Source organism: Phytopseudomonas seleniipraecipitans (assembly GCF_900102335.1).
In the GTDB taxonomy this organism is placed as follows: domain Bacteria; phylum Pseudomonadota; class Gammaproteobacteria; order Pseudomonadales; family Pseudomonadaceae; genus Aquipseudomonas; species Aquipseudomonas seleniipraecipitans.
Window position 1 is genome coordinate 389257 of sequence record NZ_FNBM01000003.1, and the last position, 19614, is coordinate 408870.

Annotated in this window: 15 protein-coding genes; 7 read left to right on the forward strand and 8 right to left on the reverse strand. The window is 63.1% G+C overall.

The genetic code is table 11. The features are described 5' to 3' along the window. Nucleotides 1-97: 97 nt before the first annotated feature. The 8 genes from BLS60_RS09430 to pilG form a co-directional block, all read right to left on the reverse strand. Nucleotides 98-568: a chemotaxis protein CheW gene (locus tag BLS60_RS09430; RefSeq protein WP_092367244.1), complete on the reverse strand. Its 471-nt coding sequence runs from the start codon at nucleotides 566-568 to the stop codon at nucleotides 98-100. A 48-nt stretch (nucleotides 569-616) separates the two neighbouring features. Further along, nucleotides 617-1636 carry a chemotaxis protein CheB gene (locus BLS60_RS09435; protein ID WP_092367447.1) on the reverse strand — a complete coding sequence of 340 codons (1020 nt, stop codon included), beginning with the start codon at nucleotides 1634-1636 and terminating at the stop codon, nucleotides 617-619. Next, a complete protein-coding gene (locus BLS60_RS09440; RefSeq protein WP_092367247.1) occupies nucleotides 1633-9039 on the reverse strand; it encodes an Hpt domain-containing protein in 7407 nt (2468 codons plus the stop codon). The genes BLS60_RS09435 and BLS60_RS09440 overlap by 4 nt, the downstream gene beginning before the upstream one ends. 14 nt (nucleotides 9040-9053) lie before the next feature. Beyond that, nucleotides 9054-9902, reverse strand: a complete 849-nt coding sequence (locus tag BLS60_RS09445; RefSeq protein ID WP_070880337.1) for a CheR family methyltransferase — start codon at nucleotides 9900-9902, stop codon at nucleotides 9054-9056. 67 nt (nucleotides 9903-9969) lie between these two features. Next, on the reverse strand, nucleotides 9970-12018 hold the full coding sequence (locus tag BLS60_RS09450; protein WP_092367250.1) for a methyl-accepting chemotaxis protein: 2049 nt from the start codon (nucleotides 12016-12018) through the stop codon (nucleotides 9970-9972). Nucleotides 12019-12103: 85 nt separating this feature from the next. Beyond that, on the reverse strand, nucleotides 12104-12640 hold the full coding sequence (locus BLS60_RS09455; protein WP_070880339.1) for a chemotaxis protein CheW: 537 nt from the start codon (nucleotides 12638-12640) through the stop codon (nucleotides 12104-12106). Between the two features lie 42 nt (nucleotides 12641-12682). Then, complete coding sequence (pilH, locus tag BLS60_RS09460) at nucleotides 12683-13048, reverse strand: twitching motility response regulator PilH (RefSeq protein ID WP_070880340.1); 366 nt, start codon at nucleotides 13046-13048, stop codon at nucleotides 12683-12685. 48 nt (nucleotides 13049-13096) lie between these two features. Further along, nucleotides 13097-13504 carry a twitching motility response regulator PilG gene (gene pilG, locus BLS60_RS09465; protein WP_070880341.1) on the reverse strand — a complete coding sequence of 136 codons (408 nt, stop codon included), beginning with the start codon at nucleotides 13502-13504 and terminating at the stop codon, nucleotides 13097-13099. Between the two features lie 227 nt (nucleotides 13505-13731). Here pilG and gshB point away from each other — a divergent pair, with 227 nt between their 5' ends. The 7 genes from gshB to BLS60_RS09500 all read left to right on the forward strand — a co-directional run bounded on the left by gshB (nucleotide 13732) and on the right by BLS60_RS09500 (nucleotide 19553). Beyond that, entirely contained in the window at nucleotides 13732-14694 is a 963-nt protein-coding gene (gene gshB / locus BLS60_RS09470; protein WP_070880342.1) for a glutathione synthase, read from the forward strand. Between the two features lie 56 nt (nucleotides 14695-14750). After that, the gene (locus BLS60_RS09475) at nucleotides 14751-15650 is read left to right on the forward strand and encodes an energy transducer TonB (RefSeq protein ID WP_092367253.1); all 900 of its coding nucleotides are present in this window, start codon (nucleotides 14751-14753) and stop codon (nucleotides 15648-15650) included. A gap of 69 nt (nucleotides 15651-15719) precedes the next feature. Continuing rightward, on the forward strand, nucleotides 15720-16289 hold the full coding sequence (locus tag BLS60_RS09480) for a YqgE/AlgH family protein (RefSeq protein ID WP_092367256.1): 570 nt from the start codon (nucleotides 15720-15722) through the stop codon (nucleotides 16287-16289). Further along, complete coding sequence (gene ruvX / locus BLS60_RS09485; RefSeq protein ID WP_070880345.1) at nucleotides 16289-16732, forward strand: Holliday junction resolvase RuvX; 444 nt, start codon at nucleotides 16289-16291, stop codon at nucleotides 16730-16732. The genes BLS60_RS09480 and ruvX overlap by 1 nt, the downstream gene beginning before the upstream one ends. Nucleotides 16733-16759: 27 nt before the next feature. After that, on the forward strand, nucleotides 16760-17281 hold the full coding sequence (gene pyrR / locus BLS60_RS09490) for a bifunctional pyr operon transcriptional regulator/uracil phosphoribosyltransferase PyrR (protein ID WP_070880346.1): 522 nt from the start codon (nucleotides 16760-16762) through the stop codon (nucleotides 17279-17281). After that, nucleotides 17278-18282 (forward strand): aspartate carbamoyltransferase catalytic subunit, encoded by a 1005-nt coding sequence (locus tag BLS60_RS09495; protein ID WP_070880347.1) that lies wholly within the window; start codon nucleotides 17278-17280, stop codon nucleotides 18280-18282. The genes pyrR and BLS60_RS09495 overlap by 4 nt, the downstream gene beginning before the upstream one ends. Beyond that, on the forward strand, nucleotides 18282-19553 hold the full coding sequence (locus tag BLS60_RS09500; protein ID WP_092367257.1) for a dihydroorotase: 1272 nt from the start codon (nucleotides 18282-18284) through the stop codon (nucleotides 19551-19553). The genes BLS60_RS09495 and BLS60_RS09500 overlap by 1 nt, the downstream gene beginning before the upstream one ends. Nucleotides 19554-19614: the final 61 nt, after the last annotated feature.

Genomic DNA, 19614 nt, shown 5'->3' on the forward strand with positions numbered 1-19614 from the left:
GCCCGCTCTGCTGGCCGGCGGCACTCGGTTGTGAGTCGTGGTGAAAGAGAAAAGTTTGATCTGTTTCCAAATGCTACAAAGATTTCTAGCGTGATATTCAGATCAGCCCGACGTCGGCGAGCAGCTGTTCCAGCCCTTCGAGATCGGGGATGCGCAGCACGGCGTCATCGACTTTGACGGCGGCCAGCTCCAGCGGCGCCAACGGCACATCGGCACGCGGCAGGTCTTCGGCAACCCGCAACGAACGCGGGATGCCCTGTACCAGCAGGGCGATGAACTTGACCTGCGGCCGACCACCCAGCGCATTGAGGATGGCGATACGCGCGCCCTCAGCCACCACCGGTTGCCCACCGGACGCTGCCTCGAACGACAACAGCGGCAGGCGCAGGTCACGCCAGGCAACCTGGCCGAGAAACCAACCTGGCATGCCGGCAATGGCCGGTGGGGCGCGGTAGGGGATCAGCTCCGCGACGGCCACGTTGGGCAGCAGCAGCGTGCGGTCGGCCAGCGGCACGACCAGACCGGTCAGGCTGCTGACGCTGTTCTGGGTAACGACGGCTTGGCTCATGACGACATCCTGTAGACGGGTAAACGCGATAAAAGAAAACGCAGGCGATCAGCGACACTGCTCGGCAAGGTGGTTGACCAGGGCCGCAGCCAGCTCCCGCGGATCGGCACTGAAGCTGCTGTAGCCGCCCTCGCGCAAGCTGTCCGGCATGCTCGAGCAGACGCAGCTGTCAGCGCGCTGGGTCCAGATCAGCCCACCCTGACGCTTCACATAGGCGGCCGCGGCGCTGCCGTCGCTGCCCATGCCGCTAAAGGCGATCACGCCACTGCAATCGGCGTAGCACTGCGCCAGGTTGAGCATCATCTGGTCGATGGACGGGCTGTACGGCTCTGGCCAGGGGCGGTCGGTAACCTGCAGGGCGCCGTCTTCGCTGAAAGTCAGCTCATTGCTGATCGGCACCACAACCACCTCACCGCAGCGCACGCTGTCACCATCACGTACTGTGCCGACGCGCCATTGGCTGTGGCGGCCAACAGCCTGGGGCAAGGTGTTTTCGAAACTGGGGTCGATGTGCTGCGCGTAGATGAACCCTACCGGCAGCCCGCCGGGCAACGCGTCGAGAAAAGCCTTCACGGCGGCTGGGCCGCCCAGCGACGCAGCCAGCAACCAGACCTGCCTGGCCGGCTCGCCAGCCTGCAGCGGTGTATTGGCCAGCGCAGCCGGCAACTCGACACGCTCTGGCCGCTGCGCTTCGGCAAGCAGCCCTTCCAGGCCAGCGCCTGCGGCAAGCGCAGGATCACCCACCAGTTTTTTCAGCTTGCCGACCAGGCGACGTTCCCAGCGCGGATAGTTTTCAGAACTGCGCTCCGGCGCATGGCCTTCGCCGAACAGCACCGGCACGCTGGACTCGGCCATCAGCGTATCGATCAGCGGCAGGTCATCGGACTGGGCCAGGTCGACCAGCCACAGCTCGGCTTCGCAAGCCTGCAGTGCGGCATCGTCGAGCCGCGCCGGATCGCTGTTGAGCACCACTTGATAGCCGTTGCTGCTCAATGCCTGCTGCAGCACATGACGCTGCAGCGAGGTGTCAGCGATCACCGCTATTCGTGCGGCGCTACGTTCGCTCATGAACGCTTCGTCCATTTACCGATGGCTTCCAGCAATTGCGATTCCTGGTAGGGCTTGCCGAGGTACTCGTTGACGCCGATGCTGATCGCGCGGTCGCGGTGTTTCTCACCGGTACGCGAGGTGATCATGATAATCGGCAGATCCTTCAGCCCGTCATCGTGACGAACCAGGTTGGCGACCTCGAAACCGTCCATGCGCGGCATTTCGATGTCCAGCAACATGATGTCCGGGCGCCGTTCCTGCAGCTGGGCGATGGCATCGACCCCGTCCTTGGCAGTCAGCACGTTCATGCCGTTGCGCTCGAGCAGGCGGGTGGTGACCTTGCGTACGGTCACCGAGTCGTCCACTACCATGACCAGCGTTGGGCGCTCGGCTTCGGCTTCGGCAGCCGTGCCGTAGTCCGTGGCCAGGCGCGGCCGCACCGGGTGCAGCAAATGCGCATGCAGTTCGCGGATGGTCGCCAACAGGTCGAGAATCACCACCACACGGCCGTCACCGAGGATGGTCGCACCGGAAATGCCGTGTACCGCGGCAAACTGCGGACCGAGGCTCTTCACCACGATCTCCCGCGAGCCAGCCAGCGAGTCCACCTGCACGGCCACCGTATGGTCGTTGGAACGCACCAGGATCACCGGCAACGGCAGGCTCTGGCCGACCAGTTTGGGGTGCTGACCGTTGTTTAGCAGGTCGCCCAGATAGCGCAATTCGTAAGCCTGACCGGCATACTCGAAACGCGGCGCATCGGGGCCGTAATAGGCTTCCAGCTCATACGGCGAAACACGCACGATACCTTCGATGGTGTTCAGCGGAATGGCGTACAGATCTTCGCCCGACAGCACCATCAGTGCGCGGTTGACCGACACGGTGAACGGCAAGCGAATGCGGAAGGTGGTGCCCTGCCCCGCGACCGACTCGATGCTCATCGAGCCACCGAGCTGCTTGACCTCGGCATTGACCACGTCCATGCCGACGCCGCGCCCGGAAATCTGCGTGACCTTTTCGGCCGTGGAGAAGCCGGCCTCGAGAATGAACTGCAGAATCTCGTACTCGCTGAGGTCGGCACCGGCATCCATCAGCCCGCGCTCGATGGCTTTGCGGCGCACGGCATCGAGGTTGATCCCGGCACCGTCATCGGCCAGGGTCAGTACGATGTCGCCGCCTTCACGGGCCAGGCCCAGGCGGATGCAACCCTGCTCGGACTTACCGGCGTCACGGCGCGTCGCAGCGCTTTCGATACCGTGATCGACGGCGTTGCGCAGCATGTGCTCGAGCGGTGCAACGATACGTTCAAGTACCGTACGGTCCATCTCGCCGTCAGCGTTGCCGACGATGAACTCGACCTGCTTGCCGAGCTCGCCAGCGACCTGCCGGACGATACGCCGCAGGCGCGGCACCAGGCGATCGAACGGCACCATGCGCGTACGCATCAGACCTTCCTGCAGCTCGGTATTGACCCGCGCCTGTTGCAGCAACAGGGTTTCCGCATCGCGGTTACGCGAGGCCAGGGTCTCCTTCAGATCCAGCAAGTCGGAAGCCGACTCGAAGAGCGCGCGGGACAGCTGCTGCAGCTGTGAATGACGGTCCATTTCCAGCGGGTCGAAATCTTCGTACCCCGCGCGTTCGGCCTCGGCCTGGTAACGGCTGAGAATCTGCGCCTGGGTTTCGGTATCGAGGCGGCGCAACTGGTCGCGCACACGGTCGATGGTCGCTTCCATCTCACTCAGGGTGAAGCCGAAGTCGCTGACTTGCTGCTCCACTCGGCCGCGGAAGATCGACGTTTCACCGGCCAGGTTGACCAGGCCTTCGAGCAGATCCGCTGGCACCTTGACCAGTTCCTGCGGCGCGCGACGTGATGCGGCTTCTTCAGCGGCCAGTTCGGCGCGCTGTACGAAGGGCAGCACGCGGTGCTCGGTCGGCACGGCGGGCTGCTGGCTGGCGGCAATCAGCGAGGTAGACGAAGCCACCGGCGCCTGTTCGGGCTCGGGCTCGGACTCCTTTGGGCGCTCGTCAAGCGGTTGCTGCTGCAAGTGCAGACGTAGCGCGTCGACGCTCTTCTGCAAGCCTTCGAACCCCGATTGCACGTCGAGATACAGGCTCTCGGGCCAGGGCGCGCCCTGCGTCTGCGCATCGGTCAGGTGAGTTTCCAGGTCATGGCTGAGGTCACCGAGGTGCTTTTGCCCAGCCAGGCGTGCACCGCCCTTGAGGGTGTGCAGCACGCGCAACAGTTCGTCGATAGCGCCCGTGTCGTCACGGCGCTCTTCCCAGCGACCGATGGCGGTTTCCATGGTCTCGAGCAGTTCATCCGCTTCTTCCAGGAAGATATCGAGAATATCTTCCTCGTTGTCGAACGCGTCGTCGTGCACCGCACGCAGCGGTACCGAGGTGGGCATGCTCAGTTGTTCATCCGGGTTGGCGCGCAGCCGGCGGATGGTTTCGATCAGCTCGTCACCGTTTGGTATCGACCGCTGAGCACGCACGGCATCGAGCATCTCAGCCAGACGGTCATGGCAAACCTGAAGCAATTCGAAGAGCATCGGACTGGCACGCAGGCGGCCATTACCAAGGTCTTCGTAGAGGAATTCCAGCTCGTGAGCCAGATCACCAATCTCACGAATTTCCGCCATCCGCGCACCGCCCTTGAGGGTGTGCAGATCGCGCTGTAGCGATTCCAGATCGAGGCTGTTGTCGACGTCGCCCATCCAATGCGACAGCGCAGTTCCGGCGCTGTCGATGATGTCGAAACCTTCTTCGAGGAAGATGTCCACCAGCTCGGGATCGCGGCCGTCATCGATCGCGGCAGGCTGCATCGGCAGGCTGCCTTCGACAGCCATCGGTGGTTCGCTGAGGGGCTCACCAGCGACCGGCTCGTCCGCCAGGGAAACGTCCTGCGGCGGCGTATCGATCACTTCGCTCGGTTCGAGCAGCGTCGGCGCAGCTGCTTCGCTGAACGGTTGCTCCTGCCCACCACGCTGGCGGAACTGGCGAATGGACTCGACCAACTCGTCGGCCGGTTGCGCCTGCTGACGCTTCTGCAGACTGGCGAGCATGCCGACCAACAAGCTGTGCCCCTGCTGGACACTGTCGGTCACGAACGGCGATACGCCATAACGGCGATCCACCAGCCCTTCGTAAAGCGCCTCCAGTTCATGGGCCAACTCGCCGATCGGCGCGATGCCCGCCATGTTCGCGCCACCTTTGAGTGTGTGCAGGTCGCGCTGCAGCGACGACAGTGCAGTGCGGTTATCCGGCTCGGCCAGCCAGCGCTCCAGAGCGAGGCCGGCGCTGTCGAGAATATCCACCGCTTCTTCGAGGAAGATCGCTACCAGCTCGTCGACTTCGTCTTCGGCGGCTGCCGACTCTTCGGCCGCATTGATGACGTCGGCGGCATCGGCATCGGCGTGCAGAGATTGCTCCAGAGCACGCGTCGCCTCTTCGAGTTCGACCGCTTGCAGGCCCGGCACGTCGCCGGACAGCAGGGCCAATTTGGACGGATCGAGGGCCTCGTCGAGCAGCGCACGCAACGCAGCAACACGCTCGGGTGATGCGCTGACCTCCAGGCCCGCGGCGACCTGGTCCATCATGCTGACCAACGCTTCGTGGGCCTGTTCGGCCTCGTCGAAGAACCGTTCGCTGACCGCCAGGCTACCCTCTTCAACGGCGCCGTAGAGATCGAGCAGCGCTTCGCACAGCCCGTCGATCTGCGGCAGCTCGGCCATTTCCGCGCCGCGCCCCAGGGTCGTCAGCTCTTCGAGCAGAGCATTGAGTTCCTGGCGCTCCGACGGGTGCTCGCGCCAGCGACGCAGCAGGTCTTCGGCATCAAGCAGAATATCCATGCCTTCAGCGAGGAAGATGCTGATCAGCTGCGGGTCGCGGGTTTCGCCTGGCACGTCCTGGCGCTGGCTTTCCGCGTGCTCGAGGCGCTTGTGGTGAAGCTGACGCACTCGCTCGAGGTAATCCTCGATACCAGGCAGTGGCTGCAACGGGTCGCTTTCCAACTGTGCAAGGCCCTGGCGGAACAGCGCCTGCGCCTCGACCAGTATTTCCGCTTCGCTCAGCTCCAGCGGCAACAGGTTGGCTTTGAATTCCTTGACCATCTTTTCCAATGGCGCGGCAACCTCTGCCATTGGCAAGATACCGGCCATATAGGCGCTGCCCTTGAGGGTGTGCAGCGCGCGTTGTAGGTCATCGGTTACCGGCTGTGGCAACTCGCGGGCGCAGTCGTCGAGAAACGCCGACAGGGTGTCGAGGTGGGTGTCTGCTTCGTTGCGGAAAATCTCCAGCAATTGGGGATCCAACCCCTCATGCGGATCGACCATTGGCGCGGCAGCCTCGACGTCGCCCGCGGGCTCGGCTACCGCAGCAGCCGGGGCGTCATGCTTTGGGAGGCTCTGCCCTTTCGCCAGGGCGTGCGCATCGGCAGCCAGACGATCGACATCGTCGCGCTGACGCTGGGTCTGGGCGGCAAATTCATCGACCAGCTCGGGCATCAAGGCGACGACCTGACCGATCACCTGCTGCACGTCGGCACCTGGCTGGATGCTGCGGTCGAGCACGCGGTTGAGCAGGTTTTCGATCGACCAGGCCAGCTCACCGATCACCAGCGCACGCACCATGCGCCCGCTGCCCTTGAGGGTGTGGAAGGCGCGACGCACTTCAATCAGCGCATCCTTGTCCTCAGTATTGGCGCACCAGCGCGGCAGGAATTCGGCGATGGTTTCCAGCACCTCGCCGGCTTCCTCGATAAAGACTTCGCGCAGATCTTCATCAATCGGCTCTTCATCGGCCGGCGGCGGCAGCAGGCTGGGCGGCACATCCAGCGCAGGCGGGTTGATCGCCTGCACCGGAGCGGCCATCACGTCAGCCATGGAAAGCGCTTTCTCGGCAGCCGGCTCTTCAATCAACGCCGGTTCAGGCATTCCGGGCAGATCGACCTCAGGCAGATCCGCCAGGTCGACTTCATCCCACTGCATATCGCTTTCGGCATTGAACGCCTGCGGATCAAGCAACAGGTCGTCAGCAGGCAGTTCCAGGGTTGGCAGCTCATTGGCTGGCGGCTCGACAGCCCCCAGGTCGAGGTCGCTTTTCAGCTCCTCGGTCGACCACAGCGCGTGTTCGGCAGCCTGCGGCTGTTCTGCGTCGGGCAGCTGTGCGGTGGTGGCGGCTTGTTCATCAAGATCGAAAGACCAGCCGTCATCGGCCAGCGAAGGCTGCTTCTCTGCCGGAGGCAACGCCTCGAGTTCACCGAGATCGAACGACTCGGCCGAGGCAAGCGCATCATCATCCAGGACCAGCGGCTCGAAAACATCGGATTGCTCGGCGAGCAGGTCACTGTCATCCAGCGACCAGCTGTCATCGGCCACCGACGCGTTCGCATCGGCATAGGGATCAAGCACCGGCTCATCGAGGCCGCTGGTTTCCGACGCAGTTGCCGGCGATGCGTCGGACTCCGCGGCGAGCTGCGGCTGTTCGTCAGCGTGCGCTGGCCAGTGATCGTCGGCGACCGGCAGGCTTTCGTCAGGCTGCTCGGACAGGTCAGCGTCGGCGCGTTCGAATCGAGGCTCGTCGGCTGGCGATGTTTGTGTATCGGACCCATTGTCGACATCGACGGCAGAAGTAGAATCCGACGCAGGAACCGCCAGCACATCGATATCGTGCAAGGGATCATCGAGCGGAGCGGGTTCGTCGTCGGCCGCTGGCGCATCGAGAATCGACGGTTTTTCCTGCAACGGATAACCCAGCGTCGCGAGGCTTTCTTCCGCGACATCGAGAATCAGATCGCCCTGGGTGGCATGATCCTCGGAGAGGCGCTCCAGGTAATACTCGACGCTGGTGATGGCGTCGGCGAGGGTATCGAGGTTCTGCCAGTTCGGCACGGCCTTGCGGGCCAGCAGCTGTTCCTGGATGTAGCGGTTACAGGCATTGAGCAGCGCGGCGGCGCGGTCCAGCGGAATCATCGCCAAACCACCACGCACTTGCGTCAGCAGCTCCGGCACGCGGGCCAGATGCTCGTGGTTCCATTGCGAGGCGATGAACTCGATGATCGCGTCCTTGGCCTGTTCCAGGCCGGTGCGCGCTTCCTTGATCACCAGCTGGTGAATCTGCCCGACATCGGTGGTGGGCAGGTGGCTTTCTTCGCGTTTGCCACTGTCGTTCTGGCCGACCATGCCGGTCAGCGTCGCCTCGACGTAGAGCAGCGCGCCTGCGACGTCCATCAGCACCGCATCACCCGGCTCGCGCGCACCCTGAGCCAGGGCGCGGACCACGTCGAGCTGGTCGACGATGATCTTGCGCGGCTGCGCGAAGCCGAGCACGGCGAGGGTGTCGGCGATCTGCTTGAGCGGCACCAGCAGCGCGTCCAGATCGGCGACCTGGGCACGGTCGCTGCGTACGAACAGGTCGAGGCTGTCCTTGACCCGCACCAGCTCTTCACAGAGAGCGCCAACCACCGAACGCATCGCGTCGCGATCGGGGCCGGCGAGGCGAGCACGCTCCTCATCGACGAGGTCGTTATCCGGCAATGCCTCGTCAAGGCTGTAGCGCTCACGCAGCACCTGATTGCGCGGTGACTGCGGCGACGCCTTGGCGACATAGAACAGGAGGTTTTTGGTGAGTTCGTCCGGCGCGGGCTGGTTAAGGCCATCGGCGCCCTGCTCGGTGAGGCGCTTGAGTTCCTTGTCGACCTGGCGCAACAAAGTGCGCACGGAGGTGCCGTTGGCAACGCTGCCGTTGGACAAGCCCTCGATCATGCCGGACGCGATCTGCCACAGCGATTCCAGCGGCGAGTCGACGCAGAGGGTTTCCAGGCGTGCGAAGACTCGCGCCATGTACCCCAGGTTGGTGGGCAGATCCTGCTGACGGATAACCCCGACCAAGGCGACCTGAAGCATCTGCCGGAGCTTGCGCAGCAGCGCCGGCAATTCGGCGGTGCGCAGCTGGGTCAACGATTCGGGCGACAGTGCCGCAGCGCGAGCGGAGAGGTCCGGAGAGAACAGGCTGGTTTCCGACAGCAGCTTCTCGCCGCGCGCTGCGCGCAGGTCGTTGAGCAGCGGCAGCACCACCATCGGCAGGTCGCGACGGGCGGTCTGGATGCGATCCAGATACACCGGCAACTGCAGGATCGCCTGCATCAGCACTTCCAGCGCTTCGCCCTGGTTGGCGACGCGGCCATCGATCAGCGCCTGGGACAGGTGTTCCATTTCTTCGGCGAGCAATGCCGCGCCGAAGAACTCGACCATCTGCAGAGTGCCGTGAACCTGATGCACATAGGTCTGGCAAAACCGCATGCGTGTCGAATCCTGCGGATTCTCGACGAACGCCTCCAGAGCCTGCCGCGCCTGCTTCAGGGTTTCTGCGATTTCGCCCTTGACCCACTCCAGGGCGACATAGTCGTGCCGATCACCCATACACACTCCGTCTCTTAGCCCTTGCGGGTATACGCCAGCACTCGCTCATCGGCGACCGGAAGCATGTCCGGGTGCTGCCAACCGACCACCTCGCCCACCCCGACCACCAGCAAGCCACCAGGCGCCAGGCACTCGGCCAGGCGGTTGAGGATCTCGCGGCGCCGCCAGCGGCGAAAATAAATCAGCAAGTTCTGGCAAAAAATAACGTCCATGCCGGCCATTGGCGCTTTGTCCAACTCCAGCACATTGAGCTTGGCGCAACACACTCGTGCAGCAAGTTCCGGTACGACCTTGAAGCGTCCATCCGCCTGCGCCAGGAAATAGCGCGCCCGCAGGCTGTCATCGATCTCTTGCAGGCGGCGGGCGTCATAAACCCCCTCACGCGCCTTGCTCAGGGCAATACGGCTGACATCGGTGCCAGTGACACCAAACTGCCCGTCCGCGCCCAACACCTCGCTGGCACCAATGGCCAACGAGTAAGGTTCTTCACCACTGGAGCAACCTACGCTCCAGATCGCCAGCGATTGCTTCAGTCCTTGCTCGCTGCGGCAGGCGAGGTACGCCTGGTACACCTCGAACGAAGGCGGATGTCGGTAGAAGCGGGTTTCTTGGACGGTCAGTCGATCCAGCAGGTTTGCCCACTCCACCGCACCGCGCGGGCCATCGGTGACCTGCCGGTAGTAACTGGCGTAATCACTGATGCCCAATTCGCGCATACGGGCGGTGAGACTGGTCTGCAGGAACACGCGGCGCGGTTCGTTGATCACCATGCCGAGCCGCGACTCCAGCAGTTGCTGCCAGTCGCGGAACTCCGTGGCGGACATTTCCACCAGCGGTTGCAAGGCCCAGACGCCTGACTGCATGTCGTACCCCTCGCTCGTACCGCCCTCTGCCGGGCCGCGCATTCACGATGCGCGGCCCGGCAGCCGATCAGGCCCGCTCGCTGTCTTGTGGCAGGGTAAAACCGGACACCGAATTACGCATTTCACTGGCCATCTTGGCCAGATTACCAATGCTCTTGGCGGTGGCGGTGGTACCGGACGACGTCTGCGAGGTGATCTCCTGAATCACGTTCATGGTGTTGGAGATATGACCGGCGGACGATGCCTGCTGACGTGCAGCGTTAGAGATGTTCTGGATGAGCGCAGCGAGGGTCTTGGATACCTTCTCGATCTCTTCCAGTGCCACACCCGCATCCTGGGCCAGTCGAGCACCGCGTACCACTTCGGAAGTAGTCTGCTCCATGGAGATAACGGCTTCGTTGGTGTCGGTCTGAATGGTCTTTACCAGGGCCTCGATCTGCTTGGTCGCGCCCGAGGAACGTTCAGCGAGGCGTTGTACCTCGTCCGCTACCACGGCGAAGCCGCGGCCTGCGTCACCGGCCATGGAGGCCTGGATCGCGGCGTTGAGTGCGAGGATGTTGGTCTGGTCGGCGATGTCGTTGATGAGGCTTACGATGTCACCGATCTCCTGGGACGATTCACCGAGGCGTTTGATTCGCTTCGAGGTGTCCTGGATCTGCTCACGGATGTTATCCATGCCGGTGATGGTGTTGTGTACGACTTCGTTGCCCTTGTTGGCGATGGCTACGGAACGCTCCGCTACCGCCGAGGACTCCGAGGCGTTCGCCGATACCTGGTCAATCGACACGGCCATTTCGTTGACCGCGGCGGATGCCCCGGCAATTTCCTGGGCCTGATGCTCGGAAGCCTCGGCCAGATGCATGGCGGTGGCCTGGGTTTCCTGGGCCGCGCCCGCTACCTGAACGGCGGTCAGGTTGATCGTCGCAACCAGATCACGCAGCTGGTCGATGGAGTAGTTGATGGAGTCGGCGATGGCACCGGTGAAGTCCTCGGTTACCGTCGCAGCTACGGTGAGGTCACCGTCGGCGAGGTCGGCGATCTCATCGAGCAGACGCAGAATCGCAGTCTGGTTACGCTCGTTCTTCTCAGCGGTTTCGGCGAGACGGCGGTTGGTCTCACGCACCATCACCAGACCGATGATCAAAATCGAACCCAACGCCAACGCACCCAGCACGTAACCTGCGATGACGTTCAGCGAACGACCATCGGCCATGGCTTCGAAGCCTTCGGACAGCGCGGCGGCCTTGTCGAGGAACTGTTGCGAGACGGTGAAAATGGTGTTGGCCGACTCACGAACTTGGAACAGTTCTGGCGAGGTTTCGAGGATTTCGTCCACGGAACCGGAAACGAATTCGAACAGCTCGGAAATCTCAGCCAGGCGCTCGAGGGCTTCCTGGTCGCTGACCTTGGCGATCTCCATCGCTGCGTTGCCTTCCTGCATCGCACTCAGCACGCGGCCGAACAGGCTGGCGTCACGGCCGAACATGTCGGCGGCCTGTACCGAGTCCTGGTCACCGGCCAGTACCTTGTTGACCGAACCAAGGATACGCTCGGCCAGCAGTGACTGACGTTGAGCCACCGCAACCTGACTCGCCGGCGCGCCGCTTTCCAGCAGAATGTCGACGACTTCCTCGTACTCGACCTGCAGCTGCGGAATGGTTTCCGCGAGCGTGCCGGCAACCTGATTCAGCGACAGAACTGTCTGCTCGCTGGCCAGAATGGCGTCGGCGTTCTGGCGCAACTTGTCCCAATCCTGCTGCACGACAGCCATTTGCTCCTGAACCTCAGCAGGCGCGGCGGGCAGGCCGCTCTGCGCGTTACCATCAGTCAGGTAGGCCCAACGCGTTTCGAAGCCATTACGCGCATCACGCAGCAGCGTGAAGGCTGCAGGCGTGCCGGTGGCCGCTTCGGTGGCATCCTTGGAGATACGCTGGGACAGTACCCGCAGCTCACCCGCGTGACCGATATATTCGGTGTCGAAGTTACTCTGCGTATTCATATAGGCAAAGTTGGCGAACAGCATCACGATCGACACGATCAGGACGACGAACAGCCCCGCTACGAGTGCGCCAACGCGCGTTCCCGCCAGCACATTGTTTGAGCTTACTTTTTTCATTATCTGGCCCCCGCCTGGACCCTACCGCACTTCGAATTCCATCTAACGTCAGAAGGCCGGCTACGCCGCCTCCACCGAAAAGCTCTCAATACGCAACGTCGATAAACCCCGGCGCCTGTGCCAGCGCGTGAGGGCTGAACACCAGCCAGGCCTGCTCGCGCTGGAACACACCCTGGATAAAGGGTTGGATGGACGCCTCGAGCGGTGGCAGCTGCTCGGTGAAGGTGTCCACTGCAAAATGCTGCATGCCGAACACTTCGTCGACCGTGAGGCCGGCAAAGACGTCCTGATGATCAACGACCAGCACCCGCCGCTGCTTGCGCAGCGGTGACAGCTCGCCGCCGAAAAAACCGCACAAGTCCATCACCGGCAGCAGCCGCCCACGCACGTTGGCCACACCCTTGACCCAGCTTTTCACCCCGGGTAGCAGGGTATGCCGCGGTTCGTGCAGCACTTCACCGACCTCTCCCATCGGTGCGACGAACAAGCGTTCGCCCATGCGAAAACCAATACCGCTCCAGGTCTGTACCGCTACCTGCTGCGATGGCAAGCCAGCCGCCAGCACACGGCAACGCTGCTCGATACCGAGAAGAATCTGAAAAGGGGTGCGTGTCTCTGACATGCCTGCCGTGACCTTCTTCTTATGCCGCGCCGTTAACCGGCCTCAGCCGGCCAGTACCGCATTCAGGGTTTTCAGCAAGGTTGCTTCGTCCACCGGCTTGGTCAGGTAATCCTTGGCGCCTTGGCGCTTGCCCCAGACCTTGTCGGTTTCCTGGTCCTTGGTGGTGATGATGATCACCGGAATGTGGCTGGTCTCGGCATCCTTGGTCAGTTGCCGTGTCGCCTGGAAGCCGTTGAGGCCAGGCATGACGATATCCATCAATACGGCATCGGGCTTTTCCTGACGGGCCAGAGCCACGCCATCAGCGCCGTTTTCCGCCTTGAGTACCTGATGGCCGTGCTTTTCCAGCATGGCGGTCAGCTTGTACATTTCGGTGGGTGAGTCATCAACAATCAGAATTCGAGCCATGGTGTTTCCCCATACATAAGAAGCAGCGTGTGCAGTGTCAGCCGGACGTCAGGATGCGTGTTCGACCGGAGTGAATTCCGGCACGTGAGCCTTGATCGCGCCGAGCAGCTCTTCCTTGCTGAAGGGTTTGGTCAGGTATTGATCAGAACCGACGATGCGCCCCTTGGCCTTGTCGAACAGGCCGTCCTTGGACGACAGCATGATCACTGGCGTGGACTTGAAGGCGCTGTTGTTCTTGATCAGGGCGCAGGTCTGATAGCCATCGAGCCGCGGCATCATGATGTCGACGAAAATGATGTTCGGCCGGGTATCGGCAATCTTCGCCAGGGCGTCGAAACCGTCTACCGCGGTGATCACCTCGCAGCCCACTTTTTTCAGCAGGGTTTCTGCTGTACGACGAATCGTTTTCGAATCGTCGATCACCATCACCCTCAAGCCTTCGGAATGCTGTTCCATGTCTGCCCTGCCACCACTTCGGTGAGTCGTTGTGTTACGCCATATCCAGTGTGCCGCAAGCCCTGAAAACAAAGGGCCCGGCCCATCGCTGGGCCTTTTTAGCACACTCTCCACATGCAAGCCATCAGCCCGGTTTCCCTTGACCACCAGCCCCGTCAGCGCCAACCTTGGCGCCCAACCCCGCTACCTTTGCGGCTGCTTCTGCCGCCCTTCACGGAGATACCTCAATGAGCGTTCGGCTCGGCATCGTCATGGATCCCATCGCGCAGATCGCCTACAAGAAGGACAGCTCGCTGGCCATGCTGCTGGCTGCCCAGGCCCGCGGCTGGAGCCTCTTCTATATGGAGCAGAAGGATCTCTATCAAGCCGCTGGTGTTGCCCGGGGTCGCACTCGCGCCCTTCAGGTATTTGCCGATCCGCAGCGCTGGTTCGAGCTCGGCGACGAGCAGGACCTGCCACTGGCCGAACTGGATGTGATCCTGATGCGCAAGGATCCGCCCTTCGATACCGAATTCATCTATTCCACCTACCTGCTCGAGCAGGCCGAAGAAGCCGGCACGCTGGTGGTCAACCGACCGCAGAGCCTGCGCGACTGCAACGAGAAGCTCTTCGCTACCCGATTTCCGACGCTCACGCCGGAAACGATTGTCAGCCGAAGACCCGATATTCTGCGCGATTTCGCACGACAGCACCGTGACATCATTCTCAAACCCCTCGATGGTATGGGTGGATCGATGATTTTTCGGCACCGCGAAGGCGATCCCAATCTGTCGGTGATTCTCGAGGCGCTGACCGCTCACGGCAGCCAGCAGATCATGGCGCAGGTCTACCTGCCGGCCATCCTCGACGGTGACAAGCGCATCCTGATGATCGACGGCGAGCCGGTGCCGTACTGCCTGGCGCGGATTCCGGCCAGCGGCGAAACCCGTGGCAACCTGGCGGCGGGCGGTCGGGGCGAGGCGCGCCCACTGACTGATCGTGACCGCGAGATTGCTGCAGCGGTTGGCCCCAGCCTGCGCGAGCGCGGCCTGCTGTTCGTCGGTTTGGACGTGATCGGCGACCGCCTGACCGAGATCAATGTCACCAGCCCGACCTGCATTCGCGAGATCGATGCGGCCTTCGACACACGCATCGGCGAACAGCTGATGGACAAGATTGCCGAAAAGCTCAGTGCGCGGACTGCTTCATAGACTTTTTTTGGACGCCTCGGCAGACTGCGCGGCAATCCTGAACCGACAGAATCGCGATGAACGCAGCTGCCACCTCACCCGATAACATCGCCTCCGGCGTCCGCCCGGCGGATCGCCTGGGGTTTACACTGTTTCTCGCCGCGGTGCTGCATGCCGCGCTGATCCTTGGCCTGGGCTTCACCTTCACTGAGCCTGGGCAGATCAGCAAGACCCTGGAAATCACCCTGTCCACCTTCAAGAGCGATGAAAAGCCCAAGGAGGCGGACTTCCTCGCCCAGGACAATCAGCAGGGCAGCGGGACGCTGGACAAGAAGGCCGCGCCGACCACCAATGAACAGGCGCCCTTTCAGGACACCGAAGTTCGCAAGGTCACGCCCGCGGCGGCTCCGCCGCCGCCGCCCGCAGTCAAGCCCCAAGCACCCAAGGCTGCGGTTACCACCAAAGCGCCCCAGGCCCAGAAGGCACCCGCCAAACGCGAGGAAACCAAGCCGACGCCGCCGGCCCCGACAGCGCCGTCATTCGACAGCGCGCAACTGTCCGCCGAGATCGCCAGCCTGGAGGCAGAGCTGGCCAATGAGGTGCAGCAGTACGCCAAACGCCCAAAGATTCACCGCCTGAATGCCGCCTCGACCATGCGCGACAAGGGCGCCTGGTATAAAGACGAGTGGCGCAAGAAGGTCGAGCGTGTCGGCAACCTCAATTATCCGGACGATGCACGCCGCCAGCAGATTCACGGCAGCCTGAGGCTGCTGGTATCGATCAACCGAGATGGCAGCCTGTACGAAGTGCAGGTGCTGGAATCGTCCGGCCATCAGGTACTCGACCAGGCAGCCATGCGCATCGTTCGCCTCGCCGCGCCGTATGCACCCTTCACCGGTGACCTGGCCGATATCGACCGCCTGGAAATCATCCGCACCTGGCGCTTCGAGCGCGGTGACCGCCTGTCGAGCAACTGACCCGTCAGCGCGGGCGCACGGCCTACTTTTGGCTATGCGCCCCTGGCTGCAGGCTTTAAGCTAGCGCCCATGAAAGACGCCAGCTCTAGCATCCTGAAAAATCACTTTCTGATCGCCATGCCTCACATGGCCGATCCGAATTTTGCGCAAACCGTCATCTATCTGATCGAGCACAGTGATCAGGGCGCCATGGGATTGGTGATCAACCGCCCCAACGGCCTGACCCTGGCCGATGTGCTCGAGCAACTGCGCCCTGACAGCGAGCCTGCGGTACTCTGCCAGAGCCTGCCGATATTCAGCGGCGGGCCGGTACAGACCGACCGCGGCTTCGTGCTGCACCCCAGCGGCGCGCAGTTTCAGGCAACCCTGGACCTCGGCGAGCTGGGCATGTCCACCTCCCAGGATGTGCTATTCGCGATTGCTGAAGGCAACGGCCCGGCTCGTCACTTGATCGCCCTCGGCTACGCCGGTTGGGGCGCCGGCCAGCTGGAGGCCGAGCTGGCCGATAACGCCTGGCTGACCTGCCCGGCTGATCAGACGATCCTTTTCGAAACCCCTTATGAACAACGCCTCGGCGCCGCCGCGGCATTGCTCGGCATTGACCTCAATCTGCTGACGGCCCAGGCAGGACACGCCTGATGGCCGAAATCCCAGGGAAACCACTGCGCCTGCTGCTCGGCTTCGATTACGGCGCCAGGCAGATCGGTGTCGCCGTCGGCCAGCCGATCACCGGTTCGGCCCGCGAGCTGTGCATTCTCAAGGCGCAAAATGGCGTACCGGACTGGCAGCAGGTCGAAGCGCTGATGCGCGAATGGCAACCCGATGCCCTGGTAGTCGGCCTGCCGCTGAACATGGACGGCACGCCCAGCGAAATGAGCGAGCGCGCGGAGAAGTTCGCGCGCCGCCTGAATGGCCGCTTCAACCTGCCGGTTTTCACCCACGATGAACGCCTGACCACCTACGCCGCCAAGGGCGAACGCCTGCAGCAAGGCCAGACTGGCGGCTATCGCCAGCGCCCGGTGGATGCCCTGGCCGCCGCGCTGCTGCTGCAAGGCTGGCTGGAAGAGAACAGTCCGGGCTGATCCAGCCCTGGCCACAAGGAGCTTTCGATGAGCCTACCCAACCCTGCCGAACTGCTGCCACAGATGGCGTCCTCACTGATCAGCCATCTCAACCGGCGGCAGATTGCCGAGCCGCGCTTCATCGGTATCCGCACCGGTGGCGTGTGGGTCGCCCAGGCGCTGCTCGAGCAGCTGGGCCGCGATGAACCGCTGGGCATTCTTGACGTCTCCTTTTACCGCGACGACTTCAGCCAGAATGGCCTGCACCCGCAGGTTCAGCCTTCAGAGCTGCCGTTCGAGATCGAAGGGCAACACCTGGTGCTCATCGATGACGTGCTGATGAGCGGCCGTACCATCCGCGCCGCCCTCAACGAACTGTTCGACTACGGCCGCCCGGCCAGCGTAACCCTGGTCAGCCTGCTCGACCTGGACGCCCGTGAACTGCCGGTGCGCCCGGACGTTGTCGGCGCAACGCTGTCGCTGGCTGCCGATCAACGGGTAAAATTGTCCGGCCCAGCGCCCTTCACCCTCGAACTCCAGACGCTCTCCGACCAAGGCCGTGCGCAATGACCCCGATCGATGCCAAGCGACCGCTGCAACTCAATGACCAAGGCCAACTGCGCCATTTTCTGTCCCTCGACGGCCTGCCCCGCGAGCTGCTGACGGAAATCCTCGACACTGCCGACTCGTTCCTCGAAGTGGGCGCCCGCGCGGTGAAGAAAGTCCCGCTGCTGCGCGGCAAAACCGTGTGCAACGTGTTCTTCGAGAACTCCACGCGTACCCGCACCACCTTCGAACTGGCGGCTCAGCGCCTGTCAGCCGACGTGATCAGCCTCAACGTATCGACCAGCTCGACCAGCAAAGGCGAGACGCTGTTCGACACCCTGCGAAACCTCGAGGCCATGGCTGCCGACATCTTCGTGGTGCGCCACGCTGATTCGGGTGCTGCGCACTTCATCGCCGAACATGTGTGCCCGAACCTGGCGATCATCAACGGCGGTGACGGACGCCACGCGCACCCGACGCAGGGCATGCTCGACATGCTGACCATCCGCCGCCACAAGGGCAGCTTCGAAAACCTGTCGGTGGCCATCGTCGGCGACATCCTGCATTCGCGGGTCGCACGCTCGAACATGCTTGCGCTAAAAACCCTCGGCTGCCCGGACATCCGCGTGATTGCGCCAAAAACCCTGCTGCCGGTGGGCATCGAGCAGTACGGCGTGACCGTCTACAGCGACATGGCCGCAGGCCTCAAGGATGTCGACGTGGTGATCATGCTGCGTCTGCAGCGTGAGCGCATGACCGGCGGCCTGTTGCCTAGCGAAGGCGAGTTCTACCGCCTGTTCGGCCTCACCGAACAACGCCTCGCCCTGGCCAAGCCGGACGCGCTGGTCATGCACCCGGGGCCGATCAACCGCGGCGTCGAGATCGAGTCGGCGGTTGCTGACGGCCCGCAATCGGTGATTCTCAATCAGGTCACCTACGGCATCGCCATCCGCATGGCCGTGCTGTCCATGGCCATGAGCGGCCAGAACGCGCAACGACAACTCAACTCCGAGGAGCACAACTGATGCGTACCCGTATCCTCGGCGCCCGCGTCATCGACCCGAGCAGCGGCCTCGATCAGGTCGCGGATCTCTATGTAGAAGGCGGCAAGCTGAGCGCCATCGGCCAAGCGCCTGCCGGCTTCGAAGCTGACCAGACGCTGGATGCTCAAGGCCTGATCGCCGCGCCCGGCCTGGTCGATCTGTCGGTGGCCTTGCGCGAACCCGGCTACAGCCGCAAAGGCAGCATCGCCAGCGAAACCCTGGCAGCCGCTGCCGGCGGCGTTACCAGCCTGTGTTGCCCACCGATCACCAAGCCGGTGCTGGACACCTCGGCGGTCGCCGAACTGATCCTCGACCGCGCTCGTGAAGCCGGCCACACCAAGGTGTTTCCCATCGGCGCGCTGAGCAAGGGGCTCGATGGTGAACAGCTCGCCGAACTGGTTGCCCTGCGCGATGCCGGCTGCGTGGCGTTCGGTAACGGCCTGAACAACTTCCGCAATGCACGCGCCCTGCGCCGCGCGCTGGAGTACGCAGCGACGTTCGATCTCACGGTAATTTTTCACTCCCAGGATCATGACCTCGCCGAAGGTGGTTTAGCCCACGAAGGCGCGACAGCCAGCTTCCTCGGCCTGTCAGGCATTCCGGAAACCGCCGAAACCGTGGCCTTGGCCCGCGATCTGCTGCTGGTCGAGCAGAGCGGTGTGCGCGCGCACTTCAGCCAGCTCACCAGCGCACGCGGCGCCCAATTGATCGCCGAGGCTCAGGCCCGTGGCCTGCCGGTGACCGCCGACGTGGCGCTGTATCAGTTGATCCTCACCGACGAGGCGCTGATCGACTTCTCCAGCCTCTATCACGTGCAACCGCCGCTGCGCACCCGCGCTGACCGCGAAGGCCTGCGCGAGGCGGTGAAAAGCGGCGTGATCAGCACCATCTCCAGCCATCACCAGCCCCATGAGCGCGACGCCAAGCTAGCGCCCTTCGGCGAGACCGAGCCGGGCATGAGTGGCGTTCAGTTGCTGTTGCCGCTGGCCATGACGCTGGTGCAGGACGGCCTGCTCGACCTGCCCACCCTGCTCGCCCGCTTGAGCAGCGGCCCGGCCGAGGCGCTACGCCTGCCAGCTGGAAAGCTGCAGGTAGGTGGCGCGGCGGACATCCTGCTGTTTGACCCGCAGGCTTCCACCGTGGCCGGTGACAGCTGGCATTCGAAAGGCCGCAATAGCCCATTCCTCGGCCACTGCTTACCGGCGCAAGTGCGTTACACGCTGGTCGACGGGCACGTAAGCTTCAAGGCCTAAATAGCCAACCTGCACAGCCCCGAAATCTCTTGCCTGATCAAGCCGCCGATACCCCGCACCG